Genomic DNA, 19,243 nt, shown 5'->3' on the forward strand with positions numbered 1-19,243 from the left:
GGGGAACTCAGGACTCCTGGGTGACGGAGACGAGCACGTCGTCCCCTTCGATCTTGACGGGGTATACGGGGACGGGGCGCGTGGCGGGCAGGCCGGAGGGCTTTCCGGTGCGCAGGTCGAAGCTGGAGCCGTGCAGCCAGCACTCGATCGCGCAGTCCTCCACCTCGCCCTCGGAGAGCGAGACGTTCGCGTGGGAGCAGATGTCGTTGATGGCGAAGACCTCCCCCTCGGTGCGGACGAGGGAGACGGGGACGCCGTCGATCTCGACCCGCTTGGGGGTGTCCTCCTCCAGGTCGCTCAGGGCGGCCACTCGGACGTAGAGGGTCTCGCTCATGCCACCGACGCCTCCAGCTCGGCCTCGATCTTGGCGATGAGGCGCTCCTCCAGCTCCGGGATACCGATCTGCTGGACCAGCTCGGCGAAGAAGCCCCGGACGACCAGGCGCCGGGCCTCGTCGGCGGGGATGCCGCGAGCCATCAGGTAGAACAGCTGCTCGTCGTCGAAGCGGCCGGTCGCCGAGGCGTGGCCGGCGCCGACGATCTCGCCGGTCTCGATCTCCAGGTTGGGCACGGAGTCGACACGGGCGCCGTCGGTGAGGACGAGGTTGCGGTTGAGCTCGTAGGTGTCGGTGCCCTCGGCCTCCGCGCGGATGAGGACGTCGCCGATCCAGACGGCGTGGGCGTCCTGGCCCTGCAGCGCGCCCTTGTAGGCGACGTTGCTGCGGCAGTGCGGGGTGTCGTGGTCGACGAAGAGGCGGTGCTCCTGGTGCTGGCCCTTGTCCGTGAAGTACAGACCGTAGAGCTCGGCCTCGCCGCCGGGGGCGCCGTAGACGACCCGGGGGTGGAGGCGGACCAGGTCGCCGCCGAAGGTGACGACGACGGACTTGAAGGAGGCGTCGCGGCCGATCAGCGCGGTGTGCTGGGCTGCGTGCACCGCGGTGGCGTCCCAGTCCTGGATGGAGACGACCGTGAGCTTGGCGCCGTCGCCGATGAGGAACTCGACGTTGGCGGCGAGCGTGGTGTCACCGGTGTGGTCGAGGACGACGACGGCCTCGGCGAAGGCGCCGACCTCGATCACCTGGTGGCCGAAGGCCACGCCGCCCTCGCCGTGCACGGAGATCGTGACGGGCTCGGTGAGGACCGCGTCCTTGGGGATCGAGACGACCGAGGCCTTCTCGAAGGAGCTGTAGGCCTGGGCGGCGACGCGGTCGACCGGCTTGCCGGACCGGCCGAGGCGGGCGTCGTCGCGGCCGACGGTCTCGACGGTGACGCCCGCGGGGGCGCTCACCTCGACCTTCACGCCGCCACCGTCCACGCCCTTGCCCGCGGCCGTGCCGTCGTGCAGACCGCGCAGGCGCTCCAGCGGGGTGAACCGCCACTCCTCCTCGCGGCCGTGCGGCACGGGGAAGTCCGCCACGTCGTACGAGGCGGGGGCGCTCACGCGCGCGTCGATGGGCTGCTGCGGCCCGCCCACCTGGATGGCGCCGTCGGTCGTGCTGCCGGCGGGGGTGTTGTCAGCCATGGCTGTCGTCGTGCTCTCTTCCTGTCACAAAGGGTTCGCTGCTGCGGTCGGGGGCGTCCGTGCCCCTCCCCCGCCTCCGGGCGGGGGGAGGGTCAGCCGACGGAGCCTTCCATCTGCAGCTCGATCAGCCGGTTGAGCTCCAGCGCGTACTCCATGGGCAGCTCGCGGGCGATCGGCTCCACGAAACCACGCACGATCATGGCCATCGCCTCGTCCTCGGAGAGACCGCGGCTCATCAGGTAGAAGAGCTGGTCGTCGCTCACCTTGGAGACGGTCGCCTCGTGGCCCATGGAGACGTCGTCCTCGCGGACGTCGACGTAGGGGTAGGTGTCCGAGCGGGAGATGGTGTCCACGAGCAGGGCGTCGCAGAGCACGTTCGACTTGGAGCCGTGGGCGCCCTCGCCGATCTCGATCAGGCCGCGGTAGGAGGTGCGGCCGCCGCCTCGCGCCACCGACTTGGAGACGATGTTGGAGGAGGTGTTCGGCGCCATGTGGACCATCTTGGCGCCGGCGTCCTGGTGCTGGCCCTGGCCGGAGAAGGCGATGGACAGCGTCTCGCCCTTGGCGTGCTCGCCCATCAGGTAGACGGCGGGGTACTTCATCGTCACCTTGGAGCCGATGTTGCCGTCGACCCACTCCATGGTCGCGCCCTCGTAGGCCACGGCGCGCTTGGTGACCAGGTTGTAGACGTTGTTCGACCAGTTCTGGATGGTCGTGTAGCGGCAGCGGCCGCCCTTCTTGACGATGATCTCCACGACGGCGCTGTGCAGCGAGTCCGAGGAGTAGATCGGGGCGGTGCAGCCCTCGACGTAGTGGACGTAGGCGTCCTCGTCGACGATGATCAGCGTCCGCTCGAACTGGCCCATGTTCTCCGTGTTGATGCGGAAGTAGGCCTGGAGCGGGATGTCCACGTGGACACCCTTGGGGACGTAGATGAAGGAGCCGCCGGACCACACGGCGGAGTTCAGCGAGGCGAACTTGTTGTCGCCGACGGGGATGACCGTGCCGAAGTACTCCTGGAAGAGCTCGGGGTGCTCCTTCAGGGCGGTGTCGGTGTCCAGGAAGATGACGCCCTGCTCCTCCAGGTCCTCGCGGATCTGGTGGTAGACGACCTCCGACTCGTACTGCGCGGCGACACCGGCGACGAGGCGCTGCTTCTCGGCCTCCGGGATGCCCAGCTTGTCGTAGGTGTTCTTGATGTCCTCCGGCAGGTCCTCCCAGGTGGCGGCCTGCTTCTCGGTGGAGCGGACGAAGTACTTGATGTTGTCGAAGTCGATGCCGGAGAGGTCGGAGCCCCAGGTCGGCATGGGCTTCTTGTCGAAGAGCTTCAGGCCCTTCAGGCGCAGCTTGAGCATCCACTCCGGCTCGGACTTCTTGGCCGAGATGTCGCGGACGACCGCCTCGGAGAGGCCGCGCTTGGCTGCGGCGCCGGCCACGTCGGAGTCGGCCCAGCCGTATTCGTACGTGCCCAGGCCTTCGAGCTCAGGGTGGGCAGTCTCCGTGGGGAGAGTCATGCGGGGTTCCTCCCGGCCGTGCTGGCGGATGCTGTGGTGGTCTTGGTCTTGCTCTTCGGGATGAACGTCGTGCACACCCCGTCGCCGTGGGCGATGGTGGCAAGACGCTGCACATGTGTCCCGAGCAGGCGGGAGAAGACCTCGGTCTCCGCCTCGCACAGCTGCGGGAACTGCTCGGCGACATGGGCGACCGGGCAGTGGTGCTGGCAAAGCTGTTCGCCGACCGGCGCGCTACGCGCCGTAGCAGCGTACCCGTCCGCGGTCAATGCCCTGGCAAGGGCCTCCGTGCGGGACTCGGGCGGGGCCGCCTCCAGCGCGCGGCGGTAGCCCTCGGCCTGGGCGGCCATCCGGGCGCGGGCGAAGGCCGCGACGGCGGCCTCTCCCATCTCGCCACCGCCGGCGGCCTGCGCGATCCAGCGCAGGGCGTCACCGGCCAGCTGGTCGTAGGCCTGGTCGAAGGCGTCGCGGCCGCAGTCCGTCAGGGCGAAGGCCTTGGCGGGGCGGCCGCGGCCGCGGGCGCCGTAGACCCGCTTCTCGCGGGGCTCGACGACGCCCTCGGCGACGAGGGTGTCGAGGTGGCGGCGGACGGCGGCCTGGGTGAGCTCCAGGCGCAGCGCCAGCTCGGCCGCGGTGGAGGGGCCGTGATCGAGGATGGAGCGGGCGACGCGATTGCGGGTGCCGCGCTGCTCGTCATGGCCGTGCTCGCGGCGCTCGTCCTCGCGCACGGGCCCGGGCGCAGGCTGCTGCGGCCCGGCGGCCACGGGTCCTGCCGGACCGGCCGCGGGGCCCTGCGAAGCCTCGCCCGCGTATTTCACAACACCATTGTTGCGTAATTACCCGGAGGCGGACAAGCCTCGCCCCCGCCGTCCGGCGGTGTCCTCGATCACTAAGGGTTACCTAACCGCCACCCGTCGATCTTGCTCGGAGGCACCGGGAGCGGCCGGAGGGGACGGCCCGGAGCAGCCCGGAGCGGGCGGGCGAGGGCCGCCCTCCGTATCCGGTTCCACCCCGGGGCCTCCGGGGACACGCCCGGCTTCGTAGACTTCCCGCCATGCGCAGCGTCTTCCCGGGGGACACCCCCGAGGCCCCGGACCGGCCCGCGGTCGAGATCCGCGGCCTGGTCAAGCGGTACGGACCGAAGGCCGCGGTGGACGGGCTCGACCTGTCCGTCGCCCGCGGCGGCCTCACCGCCGTCCTCGGCCCCAACGGAGCCGGCAAGACCACCACGATCGAGACCTGCGAGGGCTACCGGCGCCCCGACGCGGGGACCGTCCGCGTCCTCGGGCTCGACCCCGTCGCCGACTCCGCGGCCCTCCGCCCCCGCGTGGGCGTCATGCTCCAGAGCGGAGGGGTGTACGCGGGGGCGCGCGCGGAGGAAATGCTGCGCCACGTCGCCGCCCTGCACGCGCACCCCCTGGACGTGCCCTCCCTCATAGACCGGCTGGGCCTCGGCAGCTGCGGCCGGACCGCCTACCGGCGGCTCTCCGGCGGCCAGCAGCAGCGCCTCGCGCTCGCCATGGCCGTCGTCGGCCGCCCCGAGCTGGTCTTCCTCGACGAGCCGACGGCCGGCCTGGACCCGCAGGCCCGGCACGCCACCTGGGACCTGGTGCGCGAGCTGCGCACCGACGGCGTCACCGTCGTCCTCACCACGCACTACATGGACGAGGCCGAGGCCCTGGCCGACGACGTCGCCATCATCGACAGCGGCCGCGTCATCGCCCAGGGCAGCCCCGAGGAGCTGTGCCGGGGCGGCGCGGAGAACACCCTGCGCTTCAGCGGCCGGCCCGGCCTGGACCTCGGCTCGCTCCTGAAGGCCCTGCCCGCCGAGTCCACGGCGACGGAGCTGACCCCGGGCACGTACCGCGTGGGCGGCCGCATCGACCCGCAGCTGCTCGCCACGGTGACCACGTGGTGCGCGCAGAACGGCGTCATGCCGGACCGCATCGCGGTCGAGCGGCACACGCTGGAAGACGTCTTCCTTGAACTGACCGGCAAGGAGCTGCGGGCATGAGTGCCGAGACCTTCACCCCGCGGCCCGGCGCCGCGCCCCTCTCCCGGATGATCCGCGCGCAGGCCGCGCTGGAGACGCGCATGCTGCTGCGCAACGGCGAGCAGCTGCTGCTGACCGTCGTCATCCCCACGCTGCTGCTGGTGCTCTTCAGCGCCGTCGACATCGTCGACACGGGCGAGGGCAAGGCCGTCGACTTCCTCGCCCCGGGCGTGCTCGCGCTGGCGGTGATGTCCACGGCGTTCACCGGCCAGGCCATCGCGACCGGCTTCGAGCGCCGCTACGGCGTGCTCAAGCGCCTGGGCGCCACGCCGCTGCCGCGCTGGGCGCTGATGACGGCGAAGACCTGCTCGGTGCTGGTCACCGAGGTGCTCCAGATCGCGCTGCTGACGGTGATCGCCTTCGCGCTGGGCTGGTCGCCGCAGGGCAACCCCTTCGCGGTCCTGCTGCTGCTCGTGCTGGGCACGGCGGCGTTCTCCGGGCTGGGGCTGCTGATGGCCGGCACGCTGAAGGCGGAGGTGACGCTCGCCGCGGCGAACCTCGTCTTCCTCCTGCTGCTGGTCGGCGGCGGCGTGATCGTGCCGATGGAGAAGTTCCCCGGCGGGGTGCGGGCGGTGCTGGAGCTGCTGCCGATCTCGGCGCTCTCGGACGGCCTGCGGGACGTCCTCCAGCACGGCGCGGGCATGCCCTGGGGCGACCTCGGCATCCTCGCGGTGTGGGCGGTGCTGGGCCTCGGCGCGGCGGCGAAGCTCTTCCGCTGGGAGTGACACCCGGGAGTGACACCGGGGACGGGAAGCGGCGGTGAGGGACACACCCACCCCTCGTGCTGCTTTTCTCCGGGGAGACGACTCCCCCATGCCCCCTCGTGAACGCGTGCACAAGCTCCCCCTTACGATGAGCCCGTGCCGAAAACGCTGAATCCCCTCCAGATCGTCGCCGACCGCTGGCAGCCGTCCGCGCGCTTCGTCGAGCGAGCGGCCCTCGCCTGCGTGGTGATGGGCGTGATCATCGTGGTGACGGGCGGCGCCGTCCGGCTCACCCAGTCGGGCCTCGGCTGCCCGACGTGGCCCACCTGCACCGAGGACAGCCTGACGCCCACCCCCGAGATGGGCATCAACGGCATCATCGAGTTCACCAACCGCATGCTGACGTACGTGCTGTGCGCGGTCGTCGGCGTGGCGATCGTGGCGGCACGCGCGCGTGCCCCGCGCCGCCGCTCCCTGACGCAGCTGGGCTGGGCCCAGTTCTGGCTCATCGCGAGCAACGGCATCATCGGCGGCATCACGGTCCTCACCGGCCTCAACCCGTACATCGTGGCCCTGCACTTCCTCGCGGCGACCGCGCTGCTGACGGTGGCCGTGGTGATGTGGCACCGCTCGGGCGAGGGCGACGACGCGCCGCGCGACCTGGTGGCCCGCCCCGTGCGGCAGCTCAGCTGGGTGCTGGTCGTGGCGACCACCGTGCTGATCCTCGTCGGCACGATCGTCACCGGCTCCGGCCGGCACGCGGGCGACGCCTCGAAGGACGTCCACCGCATCCCGCTGGACTGGCGCGAGGTCACGCAGCTGCACGTCGACTTCGTCTACATCGTGGTCGGCCTGACCGTCGCCCTGTGGTTCGTCCTGCGGGCCGTGAAGGCGCCGGCCCTGCCGCGCCGCCGGGTCGTCGAGCTGTTCGCCGTACTGATGCTCCAGGGCGTCATCGGCTATGTGCAGTACTTCAACGACGAGCCCGAGATCGTCGTCGGCGCCCACATGTTCGGTTCCTGCCTGGTGTGGATCGCCGTGCTGCGGGTCTTCCTGTCGCTGCGCGACCGCGGCGAGCGGCCCGTCGTGCCCGGCCCCGCGGACGGGCACGAGTCCCTCCCGGCTCAGCCGGCCGGCGCGTCCAGCCGGTAGACCCTGCGGGCGGTGCCGGCCCCGACGAGCGAGGCGATCCTGCGCGCGTCCGCCCGCCGGCACCAGCCGTCGGCCACCCAGTCGCTCATCAGCCGCTCCATGGCCTGCGAGAACGACCGGGCGGCGACCACGTAGAGCTCCGCCGGGCCGCGCGCGCCGGAGGAGAACAGCAGCTTGCCGAAGGGTGCCTCGCGCAGCGTCTCCCCGGGGTGCGGCCCCACGTCCGCGTAGACGTGCGGGAAGGCCCCTGCGAGCCGCGCGGCCTGCCGGTGGTGCCAGGGGTCCGGCAGCAGCACCAGATCGCACCCCAGGCCCGCCGTGGCCCGCAGGAAGCGGGACAGCCGCAGCGGGTCGGCGCAGTGCAGCTGTACGGGGAGCCCGGCGGCGAGCGCGCTCCACAGCAGGTGCCGGGCGAGCACGGGGTCGTCCAGCCGGCCGCCCGGGCGGCGCGACCGCAGCCACTGCCCCGCGGCCCTGCGCACCTCCGCCAGGCCCGGCGGGCTCCCCTCGCAGAAGGGGACGCTGCACGCGAACGCGATGGCGCCGCGGGCGGCCGCGTAGAGCGCCTCGGCCAGGTACGCGGTGAAGGAGTCCGCGCTGCCGGAGGTGTCCGCGACCTGTTCGGCGAGCGGTTCGAGCCGGACGACCTCGTGCGCGCTGCCGTCGGCGGCCCCGGCCAGCTCGGCGGCCGACGTGAGGGCGTTCGGCTCGCCCGTCTCCAGCAGGAACGTGCCGATGCCTGCGCCGCGCAGCAGCAGCTGCCCGGCCCGGTAGGCGCCCAGCTCGCGGCGGCGCGCCAGGTAGCGGACGGGCGAGCAGTGCGGGTCCAGGCCGAGGAGCGGCGGGCACCAGCGGCGCAGCGCGAGGCCGGTGCGGCTGTCGAAGAAGGACGTGCCGGGCGGGGCGGGGCCCGCGGCGCCGGCGGCCGCGGCCAGGTGCGCCTCGAACCCGCCGAGCCCCAGCTCGCCGTGGACCGCGCCGTGGCTGTGCTGGTCGACGAGCGGCGGCATGCCGTCCATCCGCCCCCCCCTCGTGCCGTCCCCGCCCCGAGCGGCGCGCATGCGGCCGCTCCCCGGGGGTCTAACGGCCGAGGGGCCCGTCAGTTATCGGCGCCGGTCATCGGCTCTTGACGCCGGCCGTCGGCTGCCGGCGCCGACAGCCGACCGGTCACCGGCCCCGTACGCGGCTCACTGCGCGGCGGGGTTGCGCGGGCCGCCGACCTGGATGCCCGCCATGCGCGACCACTCGTACGGGCCGGTGCGGACCTTGGCGGCGAGCTCGCCGTCGAAGTCGTCGTGGAGGGTCAGACCAGCCTTCTCGGCGGCCTTCTGCGCGACGTCCAGGGAGGGGGCGACGAGGTTGCCCCACTCGCCGTCGGCGCCCACGAGCGCGACCCGGACGGTGCCGCGGGCGATGTGGGCCAGCTGGCCCTCGGCGGAGCCGCCGTGGCTCTTGGCGAACGTGTCGATCTGCCGGGCGAGCCGGGCGGCCTTGCGGTCCGCCCGGGCGTCGGGTGCGGCCGGTGCCTGCGGGGTGGTGTCATCTGCCATGCCGCAGATGCTACCCACCAGTAATTAACGAAGGAAGGGATCCACGGCCACGGCGACGAACAGCAGCGACACGTACGTGATGGACCAGTGGAAGAGCCGCATCTCCTTGAGCTTCGCGCCCGTGATGCCGGCGTTGGCGCGGATCTGGAGGGCGTGGGCCTCCTTGAGCCAGAAGGCGCCCAGCGCGGCCGCGACGACCGTGTAGAACCAGCCGGTGTAGCCGAGCGGCTGGAGGGAGAGCGAGACGGCGACCATCACCCAGCTGTAGAGGACGATCTGCTTGGCGACCGCCTTGTTGCCCGCGATGACGGGCAGCATCGGCACGCCGACGCGCTCGTAGTCGTCCTTGACCTTCATCGACAGCGGCCAGTAGTGCGGCGGCGTCCAGAAGAAGATCACCAGGAAGAGGACGACGGCGGCCCAGGAGACGGAGTTCGTGACGGCCGACCAGCCGATGATGACCGGCATGCAGCCCGCGATGCCGCCCCAGACGATGTTCTGCGCGGTGCGGCGCTTGAGGATCATCGTGTAGATGACGACGTAGAAGGCGTTGGCACCGAGGGAGAGCATCGCCGACAGCGGGTTGACCAGGAACCAGAACCACAGGGTCGAGCCCACCGTCAGCGCGGAGGCGAAGACCAGGCACTCCTTCGCGGAGACCATGCCGGTCACCAGCGGGCGCTGCGACGTACGGTCCATCAGGGCGTCGATGTCGCGGTCGTACCACATGTTGAACGCGCCGGCGCCGCCCGCGGACAGGTATCCGCCGATGCAGGTGGCCAGGACCAGCCACAGGTCCGGCACACCTTGCGCCGCGAGGAACATCACCGGCACGGTGGTCATCAGCAGCAGCTCGATGACACGCGGCTTGGTCAGCGCCACGAACGCCATGGCACGGGCCCCGAACGGCCGGTGACCGGGGCTCTCCGGAAGCACCCCCGCAGGACGGGATTCGACGGCCGTCACGCACACCCCTGACAGAGATAAGGCCAGCAAGCACATCCGGGACGGAAAGCCCGGTAAAGACTTGCGCGTACCACGCCACTTTAGACGCAGGGCATGGCGCGGCCTCCGCCGGGGTGGGTCGTGTTGGGGGCGCGCACAACGGATCACGGACGTGTCGCCGCGCGCCCCGGACAGCACCGCGGAGCTCCCCGGACATGACGGAACGGTCGTCTTCGGGAGGCGGGCGGGCGCGCCGCCCGTCAGGCTGGACCCAGGGCGCCGCACCCGCGGCGGGAATCCCTGCCGCCGCGATTCGGTTGCCCGCGAACGGGCAGCCGACTGTACGTCGAAAAGATGCGCGTCCCCGCAGGGGTAGGCTCGACCACGCCGCGTCGTGGCGGAACATACCGCCCCCGGCAGACAAGACCATGTGGAGAGGAGCCCTGATCCAAGGGTGAGCACCAAGCCGACCACCACAGACCTCGAATGGACCGAACTGGACCAGCGGGCCGTCGATACCGCCCGCGTCCTGGCCATGGACTCCGTGCAGAAGGTCGGCAACGGCCATCCGGGCACGGCCATGAGCCTGGCGCCCGCCGCCTACCTGCTGTTCCAGAAGATGATGCGGCACGACCCCAGTGACGCCGACTGGACCGGTCGCGACCGCTTCGTCCTCTCCCCCGGCCACACCAGCCTGACGCTGTACGTCCAGCTCTTCATGGCGGGCTACGGCCTGGAGCTGTCGGACCTGAAGTCCTTCCGCACCTGGGACAGCAAGACCCCCGGCCACCCGGAGCACGGTCACACCCGTGGCGTCGAGACGACGACCGGCCCGCTGGGCCAGGGCATCGCCAACGCCGTGGGCATGGCCATGGCCGCCCGCTACGAGCGCGGCCTGTTCGACCCGGAGGCGCCGGAGGGCACCTCCCCGTTCGACCACACCATCTGGGCGATCGTCTCCGACGGCGACCTGGAGGAGGGCATCTCCGCCGAGGCGTCCTCGCTCGCCGGCCACCAGAAGCTCGGCAACATCGTCGCGCTCTACGACGACAACCACATCTCGATCGAGGGCGACACCGAGACGGCGTTCTCCGAGGACGTCCTGGGGCGCTACGAGGCCTACGGCTGGCACGTGCAGCGCATCGAGCAGGCCGCCAACGGCGACTTCGACGTCCACGCCCTGCACGCGGCCCTGAAGGCCGCGCAGGAGGAGACCGAGCGCCCCTCGATCATCGCCGCGCGCACGATCATCGCCTGGCCGGCCCCGAACGCCCAGAACACCGAGGCCTCGCACGGCTCGGCGCTGGGTGCCGACGAGGTCGCCGCGACCAAGCGCGTCATGGGCTTCGACCCCGAGCAGGACTTCCAGGTCGAGGACGAGGTCTTCAGCCACGTCCGCAAGGTCGTCGACCGCGGCCGCGAGGCCCACGCCACGTGGGACAAGCGCCTCCAGGAGTGGCGTCAGGCCAACCCGGAGCGCGCCGCGGACTTCGACCGCATCGCCGCGGGCGAGCTGCCCGACGGCTGGGAGAAGGCCCTCCCGGTCTTCCCGGCCGGCAAGGACGTCGCCACCCGCAAGGCGTCGGGTGAGGTCCTCAAGGCGCTGGGCGGCGTGATCCCCGAGCTGTGGGGCGGCTCCGCCGACCTCGCCGGTTCGAACAACACGACGATCGACCCGTCGTCGTCCTTCCTCCCGAAGGGCAACCCGCTTCCCGAGGCGAACCCGTACGGCCGCACGATCCACTTCGGCATCCGCGAGCACGCCATGGGTTCGACCATGAACGGCATCGCGCTGCACGGCAACACCCGCGTCTACGGCGGCACCTTCCTGGTGTTCTCCGACTACATGCGCCCGGCGGTCCGCCTGGCCGCGCTGATGAAGCTGCCGGTCACCTACGTGTGGACGCACGACTCCATCGGCCTCGGCGAGGACGGCCCGACCCACCAGCCGGTCGAGCACATGGCCGCCCTGCGCGCCATCCCGGGCCTGAACATGGTCCGCCCGGCCGACGCCAACGAGACGGCCATCGCCTGGCGCGAGATCACCAAGCGCCACACCGTCAAGCCCGCGCCGCACGGCCTGGCCCTCACCCGCCAGAACGTCCCGACGTACGAGGCGAACGAGGGTGCGGCCAAGGGCGGCTACGTCCTGTTCGAGGCCGAGGGCGGCCGTCCGCAGGTGATCCTGATCGGCACCGGCTCCGAGGTCCAGCTGGCCGTCGAGGCCCGCGAGCAGCTCCAGGCCGAGGGCATCCCGACCCGCGTGGTCTCGATGCCGTCCGTCGAGTGGTTCGAGGAGCAGGACCAGGCGTACCGCGACGGCGTGCTGCTGCCGGACGTCAAGGCCCGCGTCGCCGTCGAGGCGGGCATCGGCCTGACCTGGCACCGCTACGTCGGCGAGGCCGGCCGCATCGTGTCGCTGGAGCACTTCGGCGCCTCCGCCGACTACAAGGTGCTCTACCGCGAGTTCGGTCTGACCACCGAGGCCGTCGTCGCGGCCGCGCGCGAGTCGATCGAGCACGCCGACGCCAACCGCCGCTGACGCCCCCTTAACGAGCAAGTAGGAGATGCAGAACCCATGACAGACGCACTCAAGCGCCTCTCCGACGAAGGCGTCGCGATCTGGCTGGACGACCTGTCCCGCAAGCGCATCACGTCCGGCAACCTGGCCGAGCTGATCGACCAGAGCCACGTCGTGGGCGTCACGACCAACCCGTCGATCTTCCAGAAGGCGATCTCCAGCGGTGAGGGCTACGAGCAGCAGCTCGCCGACCTCGCGGCCCGCAAGGTCACCGTCGACGAGGCCATCCGCATGATCACCACGGCGGACGTCCGCGACGCCGCCGACATCCTGCGCCCGGTCTTCGACGCGACGAACGGCCAGGACGGCCGGGTCTCCATCGAGGTCGACCCGCGCCTCGCGCACGACACCAAGGCCACCGTCGCCGAGGCCAAGCAGCTGGCCTGGCTGGTGGACCGCCCCAACACGCTGATCAAGATCCCGGCCACCAAGGCGGGCCTGCCGGCCATCGCCGACGTGATCGGCAAGGGCATCAGCGTCAACGTCACGCTGATCTTCTCCCTCGAGCGCTACCGCGCGGTCATGGACGCCTACCTGACCGGTCTGGAGACGGCCAAGGCCGCGGGCCTGGACCTGTCCCTGATCCACTCGGTCGCGTCCTTCTTCGTGTCCCGCGTGGACACCGAGATCGACAAGCGCCTGGACGCCCTGGGCACCGACGAGGCGAAGGCGCTGCGCGGCAAGGCCGCCCTCGCCAACGCCCGCCTGGCCTACCAGGCCTACGAGGAGGTCTTCTCCTCGGACCGCTGGGCCGCCCTGGAGAAGGCCGGCGCCAACAAGCAGCGCGCGCTGTGGGCCTCGACCGGCGTCAAGGACCCGGCCTACAAGGACACGCTGTACGTGGACGACCTGGTCGCCCCGAACACGGTCAACACCATGCCGGAGGCCACCCTGGAGGCCACGGCCGACCACGGGCAGATCACCGGTGACACGGTGCGCGGCACGTACGAGCAGGCCAAGGCCGAGCTCGACGCGCTCGCGAAGATCGGGATCTCGTACGACGACGTCGTGCAGCTCCTGGAGGACGAGGGCGTCGACAAGTTCGAGCAGTCCTGGAACGACCTGCTGAAGTCCACCGAGGCGGAGCTCAAGCGCCTCGCTCCGGAGGCGTGAATTGAGCACAAGCAGCAATCCGCTGCGTGACGCTCTGGACCGACGGCTCCCGCGCATCGCGGGGCCGTCGGGCCTGGTCATCTTTGGCGTCACGGGCGATTTGTCCAGGAAAAAGCTGATGCCGGCGGTGTACGACCTCGCCAACCGGGGTCTGCTGCCGCCGGGCTTCTCGCTGATCGGCTTCGCGCGCCGCGACTGGGAGAACGAGGACTTCGCCCAGATCGTCCACGACGCGGTCAAGGAGCACGCCCGCACGCCCTTCCGCGAGGAGGTCTGGCAGCAGCTGGTCCAGGGCTGCCGGTTCGTGCAGGGCGACTTCGACGACGACGAGGCGTTCGAGACGCTCAAGACCACCATCCACGAGCTCGACGCGGCCCAGGGCACGGGCGGCAACTTCGCCTTCTACCTCTCCGTGCCGCCGAAGTGGTTCCCCAAGGTCGTCCAGCAGCTGAAGAAGCACGGCCTGGCCGACCAGAAGGAGGGCTCCTGGCGGCGCGCCGTCATCGAGAAGCCCTTCGGCCACGACCTGGCCAGCGCCCAGGAGCTCAACCGGATCGTCCACGAGGTCTTCCCGACCGAAGAGGTCTTCCGGATCGACCACTACCTCGGCAAGGAGACCGTCCAGAACATCCTGGCGCTCCGCTTCGCCAACACCCTCTTCGAGCCGATCTGGAACCGGTCCTACGTCGACCACGTGCAGATCACCATGGCCGAGGACATCGGCATCGGCGGCCGCGCCGGCTACTACGACGGCATCGGCGCCGCGCGCGACGTCATCCAGAACCACCTCCTCCAGCTGCTCGCGCTGACCGCTATGGAGGAGCCCGCCTCCTTCGACGCGGACGCGCTGGTCGCCGAGAAGACCAAGGTGCTGGGCGCCGTCCGGCTGCCCAAGGACCTCGGCAAGGAGACCGTCCGCGGCCAGTACGCGCACGGCTGGCAGGGCGGCGAGGAGGTCGTCGGCTACCTGGAGGAAGACGGCATCGACCCGAACTCCAAGACCGACACCTACGCCGCGATCAAGCTGGAGATCGACAACCGCCGCTGGGCGGGCGTCCCCTTCTACCTGCGCACCGGCAAGCGGCTGGGCCGCCGCGTCACCGAGATCGCGGTCGTCTTCCAGCGCGCCCCGCACTCGCCCTTCGACCACACCGCCACCGAGGAGCTCGGGCAGAACGCCCTGGTCATCCGGGTGCAGCCGGACGAGGGCGTCACCATGCGGTTCGGCTCGAAGGTGCCCGGCACCCAGATGGAGGTCCGGGACGTCTCGATGGACTTCGCCTACGGCGAGTCCTTCACCGAGTCCAGCCCCGAGGCCTACGAGCGGCTCATCCTCGATGTGCTGCTGGGCGACGCCAACCTCTTCCCGCGCCTGAAGGAGGTCGAGCTGTCCTGGCAGATCCTCGACCCCATCGAGGAGTACTGGGACAAGAACGGCAAGCCCGCGTCCTACCCCGCCGGCACCTGGGGCCCGGTCGAAGCCGACGAGATGCTCGCACGAGACGGACGGAGCTGGCGCCGGCCATGAAGATGGACCTCACGGACACCACGTCCAGCAAGATCAACAATGCTCTGGTCCAGGGCCGCCGAGCGATCGGCACCCCGGCCGTCGGCATGGTGCTCACCCTCGTCATCGTCACCGACGAGGAGCACGCCTACGACGCGCTCAAGGCCGCCAACGACGCGTCCCGCGAGCACCCCTCGCGCAAGCTCGTCGTCATCAAGCGCGTCAGCCGCTCCCCGCGCGACCGCGCCAAGGCCCGCCTCGACGCCGAGGTCCGGGTCGGCACCTCCGCCGGCACCGGCGAGACGGTCGTCCTGCGGCTCTACGGCGACGTGATCGACCACGCCCAGTCGGTCGTCCTGCCGCTGCTGCTGCCGGACGCCCCCGTCGTCGTCTGGTGGCCCGTCGGCTCCCCGGTCGACCCCCACGAGGACCCGCTCGGCGCCCTCGGCCAGCGCCGCGTCACCGACGCGTACGCCGCCGAGGACCCCGTCAAGGAGCTCTCGGCCCGCTCGGCGCACTACACGCCCGGCGACACCGACCTCGCCTGGGCCCGGATCACGCCGTGGCGCTCCATGCTCGCGGCCGCCCTGGACCAGCAGCACGCCGACGTCGTCTCCGCGGAGGTCGAGGGCGAGGGCTACAACCCCAGCGCCGAGCTCCTCGCCCTGTGGCTCGCCGACCGCCTCGGCGTCCCGGTGCGCCGCACCGTCTCCGACGGCCCCGGCCTGACGGCCGTCCGCCTGGAGACCAAGGCCGGCCCCGTCGTCCTGGGCCGCCCGGACGGCTCCCTGGCCACGCTCTCCATGCCCGGCCAGCCCGACCGCGCCGTCGCCCTCCAGCGGCGCGAGACGGCGGAGCTCCTCGCGGAGGAGCTGCGCCGGCTCGACCCGGACGACATCTACCAGTCCGCGCTCAAGTACGGCGTGGACCGGCTGAACCACGCGCCGGCCGCCAAGGCCCCGGCTACGGAGGCCGCTCCGGCGCCCGCCGACGCCGAGGCTCCGGCCGCGGAGGCTCCGGGCTCTGAGGAGAAGGCCGCTCCGGCCGCCTCCGCGGCTCCCGCCAAGAAGGCCGGCGGCGGCAAGAAGGCGGCCGGCAAGTGAGCACCCCGCAGATCGTCGTCCACCGGGACAAGGAGCTGATGGCCCAGGCCGCGGCGGCCCGGCTGATCACGAAGATCGTCGACGCCCAGGCCGCCCGCGGCTCGGCGTCCGTGGTCCTCACCGGCGGGCGCAACGGCAACGGGCTGCTCGCGGCCCTCGCCGAGGCGCCCGCCCGGGACGCGGTCGACTGGTCCCGGCTCGACCTGTGGTGGGGCGACGAGCGCTTCCTGCCCCAGGACGACCCGGAGCGCAACGCCACGCAGGCCCGCGAGGCCCTGCTGGACGCCGTGGACCTCGACCCGGCGCGGGTGCACTACATGCCCGCCGCCGACGGCACCCACGACGACGCCGACGCGGCGGCCGAGGCCTACGCGGCCGAGCTCGCCAAGGCGGCGCGGCCCGAGGACCACGGTCCCGTGCCGTCGTTCGACGTGCTCCTGCTGGGCGTCGGCCCCGACACGCACGTCGCCTCGCTCTTCCCCGAGATGCCGGGCGTACGGGAGACCGAGCGCACGGTCGTGGGCGTCCACGGCGCGCCCAAGCCGCCGCCGACGCGCGTCTCCCTGACGCTGCCGGCGATCCGGGCGGCGCGGGAGGTCTGGCTGCTCGCGGCGGGCGAGGACAAGGCGAACGCGGTTGCGCTCGCGTTGAGCGGTGCGGGCGAGATCCAGGCGCCGGCCGCCGGGGCGTACGGCCGCAGCCGCACGCTGTGGCTGCTGGACGCCGCCGCGGCGGCGCGCCTCCCGCGGGGCTTGTACCCGCCGGCGTCCCCCTGACGGGGCTCTGCTCCGCAAACCGACGGCCCGGTCCCCCACGAGGGGGGCCGGGCCGTTTTAGAGGCCCCGGTCCCGCCGCGACGGCGATCAGCCACCGTCAACGCGACCGGCGGTGCCCAGCCCGGCTCAGCGGCCCCGCAGCTCCCGGTAGCGGGCTACCAGCGCCGCCGTGGACGCATCCAGCCCCGGAACGTCCGCACCCTCCGTCAGCGCCGGCTCCACCCGCTTCGCCAGGACCTTCCCCAGCTCCACGCCCCACTGGTCGAAGGAGTCGATGTTCCAGATCGCCCCCTGGACGAACACCTTGTGTTCGTACAAGGCGATCAACTGCCCCAGCACCGACGGAGTCAGCTCGCTCGCGAGGATCGTCGTCGTCGGGTGGTTCCCGCGGAACGTCTTGTGGGGGACGAGCTCGGCCGGGACGCCCTCCGCCGCGACCTCCTCCGGCGTCTTGCCGAAGGCCAGCGCCTGGCCCTGGGCGAACAGGTTCGCCATCAGCAGGTCGTGCTGGGCCACGAGCCCCGGCAGGAGGTCGTCCACGGGCTTGGCGAAGCCCAGCAGGTCCGCCGGGATCAGCTTCGTGCCCTGGTGGATCAGCTGGTAATACGCGTGCTGCCCGTTCGTGCCGGGGGTGCCCCAGACGACGGGCCCGGTCTGCCAGCCGACGGGCTGTCCTTCCCGGTCGACCGACTTGCCGTTGGACTCCATGTCCAGCTGCTGCAAGTACGCCGCGAACTTGGACAGGTAGTGGCTGTAGGGCAGGACCGCGTGCGACTGCGCGCCGTGGAAGTTGCCGTACCAGACGCCCAGCAGGCCGAGCAGCAGCGGGGCGTTCTCCTCGAAGGGCGCCGTGCGGAAGTGCTCGTCGACGAGGTGGAAGCCGGCGAGCATCTCGCGGAAGCGGTCCGGGCCGATGGCGAGCATCAGGGAGAGCCCGATGGCCGAGTCGTAGGAGTAGCGGCCGCCGACCCAGTCCCAGAACTCGAACATGTTGGTGGTGTCGATGCCGAACTCGGAGACCTTCTCCTCGTTCGTCGACAGGGCCACGAAGTGCTTGGCGACGGCGTCCTCGCCGGCCCGCAGCTCGGTCAGCAGCCAGTTCCGCGCGGAGGTGGCGTTGGTGATGGTCTCGATCGTCGTGAACGTCTTGGAGGCGACGATGAAGAGCGTCTCGGCGGCGTCGAGGTCGCGCAGGGCCTCGTGCAGGTCGGCGCCGTCCACGTTGGAGACGAAACGGAACGTCATGTCGCGGGCGGTGTAGGCGCGCAGCGCCTCGTAGGCCATCGCCGGACCGAGGTCGGATCCGCCGATGCCGATGTTGACGACGTTCTTGATGGGCCGGCCCGTGTGGCCCTTCCAGTCGCCCGAGAGCACCCGGTCGCAGAAGACCTGCATCTTGCGGAGCACGGCGTGCACGGCCGGGACGACGTTCTCGCCGTCGACCTTGACGACGGCGGACTCCGGGGCGCGCAGCGCGGTGTGCAGCACGGCGCGGCCCTCGGTGGTGTTGATCTTCTCGCCGCGGAACATGGCGTCGCGCAGCTCCGCGACGCCCGTGGCCGCGGCGAGCTCGCGCAGCAGGCACAGGGTCTCGTCGGTGACGAGGTGCTTTGAGTAGTCCAGGTGGAGGTCGCCGACGGTGAGGGCGTACTTCTCGGCCCGCCGCGGGTCGTCCGCGAAGAGCTCGCGCAGGTGCACCTCCCCCAGTTCGTCCCGGTGTTTGGCCAGAGCATTCCACTCCGGGGTCCGGTCCAGCCTGGTGCGGTCCTCTGCGTTCATCTCGGACATCAGCCCATTCGTTGTCGTAACTGCCCCGCCGCCCTCCAACCTAATTGATCTGCGGCCGGTTCGAGCGCAACGCGAAACGGCACCCACGAGGGGTGCCGTTCGGTGTCAGATCTCGCCGCGGAGCTTCGCGAGCGCCTCGGCGAGGATCGCCTCGCCGTCGGCGTCGCTGCGCCGCTCCCGGACGTAGGCGAGATGGGTCTTGTACGGCTCGGTGCGCGGCGGGTCCGGCGGATTGTCCCGGTCCTGACCTGCCGGGAAGCCGCAGCGCGGGCAGTCCCACGTGTCCGGCACCTGTGCGTCGCTGGCGAAGCTCGGCTGCGTCTCGTGCCCGTTAGAGCACCAGAAGGAGATGCGGAGGCGCGGCGCGGACTCGCCCCGCTCGGCCTCACCCATCGGCCCCGCTCCGACCCGGCTTCCCCGGATCGCGTTGCCACTTGCCACGGTCGTAACTCCCTGCGTAATGGTGCTGCGGACCGTCTGAACCGACGGCTCCGCTGCGGGCGCCCCAGTCTACGTAAGGCCCAACGCGCGTCCAGTGGCAGGAGTTACAGCCCGGCCGTGTGGACGCGACCTCAATGATAGGCCGCGTTCACGACGGGACGTCAGCTATCGAGCTTCATCAGCAGGCCGAGTGCGACGATGCACGCGAACCAGAGCAGCCCGACGACCACGGTGATGCGGTCGAGGTTGCGCTCGGCGACGGAGGAGCCGCCGACGGAGGACTGCATGCCACCGCCGAACATGTCGGACAGGCCGCCGCCCTTCCCCTTGTGCATGAGCACCAGCATCATCATCAGCACGCTGAAGATGATGAGGGCGATCGAGAACCCCATGACCACGGCTGGACCAACTCTCTCGGACGGTGAACGGTGAGGGGCCGGGCGGCACGGAAAGTGCCGGTCCCGGCCCCGACAGGGTACGACGGACCGCGTCCGTCGT

Annotated in this window: 18 protein-coding genes; 8 read left to right on the top strand and 10 right to left on the bottom strand. The window is 71.4% G+C overall.

What is annotated here, in order from left to right:
- Positions 1-7: 7 nt before the first annotated feature.
- From D7231_RS07200 to D7231_RS07215, 4 genes are all read right to left on the bottom strand, one after another.
- Positions 8-334: a non-heme iron oxygenase ferredoxin subunit gene (locus D7231_RS07200; protein WP_120754114.1), complete on the bottom strand. Its 327-nt coding sequence runs from the start codon at positions 332-334 to the stop codon at positions 8-10.
- A complete protein-coding gene (gene sufD, locus D7231_RS07205; protein WP_120754115.1) occupies positions 331-1,521 on the bottom strand; it encodes a Fe-S cluster assembly protein SufD in 1,191 nt (396 codons plus the stop codon). The genes D7231_RS07200 and sufD overlap by 4 nt, the downstream gene beginning before the upstream one ends.
- Positions 1,522-1,613: 92 nt before the next feature.
- Positions 1,614-3,035, bottom strand: coding sequence for a Fe-S cluster assembly protein SufB (sufB, locus tag D7231_RS07210; RefSeq protein WP_058044943.1), 1,422 nt, complete (start codon positions 3,033-3,035; stop codon positions 1,614-1,616).
- Complete coding sequence (locus D7231_RS07215; protein ID WP_391473082.1) at positions 3,032-3,850, bottom strand: helix-turn-helix transcriptional regulator; 819 nt, start codon at positions 3,848-3,850, stop codon at positions 3,032-3,034. The genes sufB and D7231_RS07215 overlap by 4 nt, the downstream gene beginning before the upstream one ends.
- Before the next feature lie 236 nt (positions 3,851-4,086).
- Here D7231_RS07215 and D7231_RS07220 point away from each other — a divergent pair, with 236 nt between their 5' ends.
- The 3 genes from D7231_RS07220 to D7231_RS07230 all read left to right on the top strand — a co-directional run bounded on the left by D7231_RS07220 (position 4,087) and on the right by D7231_RS07230 (position 6,941).
- Positions 4,087-5,046 carry an ABC transporter ATP-binding protein gene (locus tag D7231_RS07220; protein ID WP_120754116.1) on the top strand — a complete coding sequence of 320 codons (960 nt, stop codon included), beginning with the start codon at positions 4,087-4,089 and terminating at the stop codon, positions 5,044-5,046.
- A complete protein-coding gene (locus tag D7231_RS07225; RefSeq protein WP_120754117.1) occupies positions 5,043-5,810 on the top strand; it encodes an ABC transporter permease in 768 nt (255 codons plus the stop codon). The genes D7231_RS07220 and D7231_RS07225 overlap by 4 nt, the downstream gene beginning before the upstream one ends.
- A 135-nt stretch (positions 5,811-5,945) precedes the next feature.
- Entirely contained in the window at positions 5,946-6,941 is a 996-nt protein-coding gene (locus tag D7231_RS07230; protein ID WP_120754118.1) for a COX15/CtaA family protein, read from the top strand.
- Here D7231_RS07230 and D7231_RS07235 read toward each other — a convergent pair.
- From D7231_RS07235 to D7231_RS07245, 3 genes are all read right to left on the bottom strand, one after another.
- Positions 6,914-7,960 carry an amidohydrolase family protein gene (locus D7231_RS07235; protein WP_120754119.1) on the bottom strand — a complete coding sequence of 349 codons (1,047 nt, stop codon included), beginning with the start codon at positions 7,958-7,960 and terminating at the stop codon, positions 6,914-6,916. The two genes, D7231_RS07230 and D7231_RS07235, sit on opposite strands and share 28 nt — an antisense overlap.
- A gap of 168 nt (positions 7,961-8,128) precedes the next feature.
- On the bottom strand, positions 8,129-8,491 hold the full coding sequence (locus tag D7231_RS07240) for a hypothetical protein (RefSeq protein WP_120754120.1): 363 nt from the start codon (positions 8,489-8,491) through the stop codon (positions 8,129-8,131).
- Positions 8,492-8,515: 24 nt separating this feature from the next.
- Complete coding sequence (locus D7231_RS07245; RefSeq protein ID WP_241999606.1) at positions 8,516-9,457, bottom strand: heme o synthase; 942 nt, start codon at positions 9,455-9,457, stop codon at positions 8,516-8,518.
- Between the two features lie 433 nt (positions 9,458-9,890).
- Between D7231_RS07245 and tkt the strand changes: the two genes are divergently transcribed.
- Genes tkt through pgl form a run of 5 tightly spaced genes read left to right on the top strand, consistent with a single transcriptional unit; the run spans position 9,891 to position 16,516 of the window.
- Complete coding sequence (tkt, locus tag D7231_RS07250) at positions 9,891-11,978, top strand: transketolase (protein WP_120754122.1); 2,088 nt, start codon at positions 9,891-9,893, stop codon at positions 11,976-11,978.
- A 36-nt stretch (positions 11,979-12,014) separates the two neighbouring features.
- Positions 12,015-13,130: a transaldolase gene (tal, locus tag D7231_RS07255; protein WP_120754123.1), complete on the top strand. Its 1,116-nt coding sequence runs from the start codon at positions 12,015-12,017 to the stop codon at positions 13,128-13,130.
- Between the two features lies 1 nt (position 13,131).
- Positions 13,132-14,658 carry a glucose-6-phosphate dehydrogenase gene (gene zwf / locus D7231_RS07260; protein WP_120754124.1) on the top strand — a complete coding sequence of 509 codons (1,527 nt, stop codon included), beginning with the start codon at positions 13,132-13,134 and terminating at the stop codon, positions 14,656-14,658.
- Positions 14,655-15,740, top strand: coding sequence for a glucose-6-phosphate dehydrogenase assembly protein OpcA (opcA, locus tag D7231_RS07265; RefSeq protein ID WP_120754125.1), 1,086 nt, complete (start codon positions 14,655-14,657; stop codon positions 15,738-15,740). The genes zwf and opcA overlap by 4 nt, the downstream gene beginning before the upstream one ends.
- Positions 15,737-16,516 (top strand): 6-phosphogluconolactonase, encoded by a 780-nt coding sequence (pgl, locus tag D7231_RS07270; protein ID WP_120754126.1) that lies wholly within the window; start codon positions 15,737-15,739, stop codon positions 16,514-16,516. The genes opcA and pgl overlap by 4 nt, the downstream gene beginning before the upstream one ends.
- Positions 16,517-16,642: 126 nt before the next feature.
- On the opposite strand, the gene pgi is transcribed toward pgl, so the two are convergent.
- The 3 genes from pgi to secG all read right to left on the bottom strand — a co-directional run bounded on the left by pgi (position 16,643) and on the right by secG (position 19,137).
- A complete protein-coding gene (gene pgi / locus D7231_RS07275) occupies positions 16,643-18,295 on the bottom strand; it encodes a glucose-6-phosphate isomerase (protein WP_120754583.1) in 1,653 nt (550 codons plus the stop codon).
- A gap of 114 nt (positions 18,296-18,409) precedes the next feature.
- Positions 18,410-18,745, bottom strand: coding sequence for an RNA polymerase-binding protein RbpA (locus tag D7231_RS07280; RefSeq protein ID WP_003957010.1), 336 nt, complete (start codon positions 18,743-18,745; stop codon positions 18,410-18,412).
- A 161-nt stretch (positions 18,746-18,906) separates the two neighbouring features.
- Positions 18,907-19,137 (bottom strand): preprotein translocase subunit SecG, encoded by a 231-nt coding sequence (gene secG / locus D7231_RS07285; protein WP_030366610.1) that lies wholly within the window; start codon positions 19,135-19,137, stop codon positions 18,907-18,909.
- Positions 19,138-19,243 lie beyond the last annotated feature (106 nt).

This window comes from Streptomyces klenkii (assembly GCF_003626645.1).
In the GTDB taxonomy this organism is placed as follows: domain Bacteria; phylum Actinomycetota; class Actinomycetes; order Streptomycetales; family Streptomycetaceae; genus Streptomyces; species Streptomyces klenkii.

What these genes read in the sequence shown, in the direction of transcription:
- opcA (WP_120754125.1), top strand. Translation starts at nt 14,655, where the DNA reads ATGAAGATGGACCTCACGGACACCACGTCCAGCAAGATCAACAATGCT.
- D7231_RS07235 (WP_120754119.1), bottom strand. Translation starts at nt 7,960, where the DNA reads ATGGACGGCATGCCGCCGCTCGTCGACCAGCACAGCCACGGCGCGGTC.
- sufD (WP_120754115.1), bottom strand. Translation starts at nt 1,521, where the DNA reads ATGGCTGACAACACCCCCGCCGGCAGCACGACCGACGGCGCCATCCAG.
- D7231_RS07200 (WP_120754114.1), bottom strand. Translation starts at nt 334, where the DNA reads ATGAGCGAGACCCTCTACGTCCGAGTGGCCGCCCTGAGCGACCTGGAG.
- D7231_RS07225 (WP_120754117.1), top strand. Translation starts at nt 5,043, where the DNA reads ATGAGTGCCGAGACCTTCACCCCGCGGCCCGGCGCCGCGCCCCTCTCC.
- D7231_RS07220 (WP_120754116.1), top strand. Translation starts at nt 4,087, where the DNA reads ATGCGCAGCGTCTTCCCGGGGGACACCCCCGAGGCCCCGGACCGGCCC.
- tal (WP_120754123.1), top strand. Translation starts at nt 12,015, where the DNA reads ATGACAGACGCACTCAAGCGCCTCTCCGACGAAGGCGTCGCGATCTGG.
- pgi (WP_120754583.1), bottom strand. Translation starts at nt 18,295, where the DNA reads ATGAACGCAGAGGACCGCACCAGGCTGGACCGGACCCCGGAGTGGAAT.
- sufB (WP_058044943.1), bottom strand. Translation starts at nt 3,035, where the DNA reads ATGACTCTCCCCACGGAGACTGCCCACCCTGAGCTCGAAGGCCTGGGC.
- secG (WP_030366610.1), bottom strand. Translation starts at nt 19,137, where the DNA reads ATGGGGTTCTCGATCGCCCTCATCATCTTCAGCGTGCTGATGATGATG.
- D7231_RS07240 (WP_120754120.1), bottom strand. Translation starts at nt 8,491, where the DNA reads ATGGCAGATGACACCACCCCGCAGGCACCGGCCGCACCCGACGCCCGG.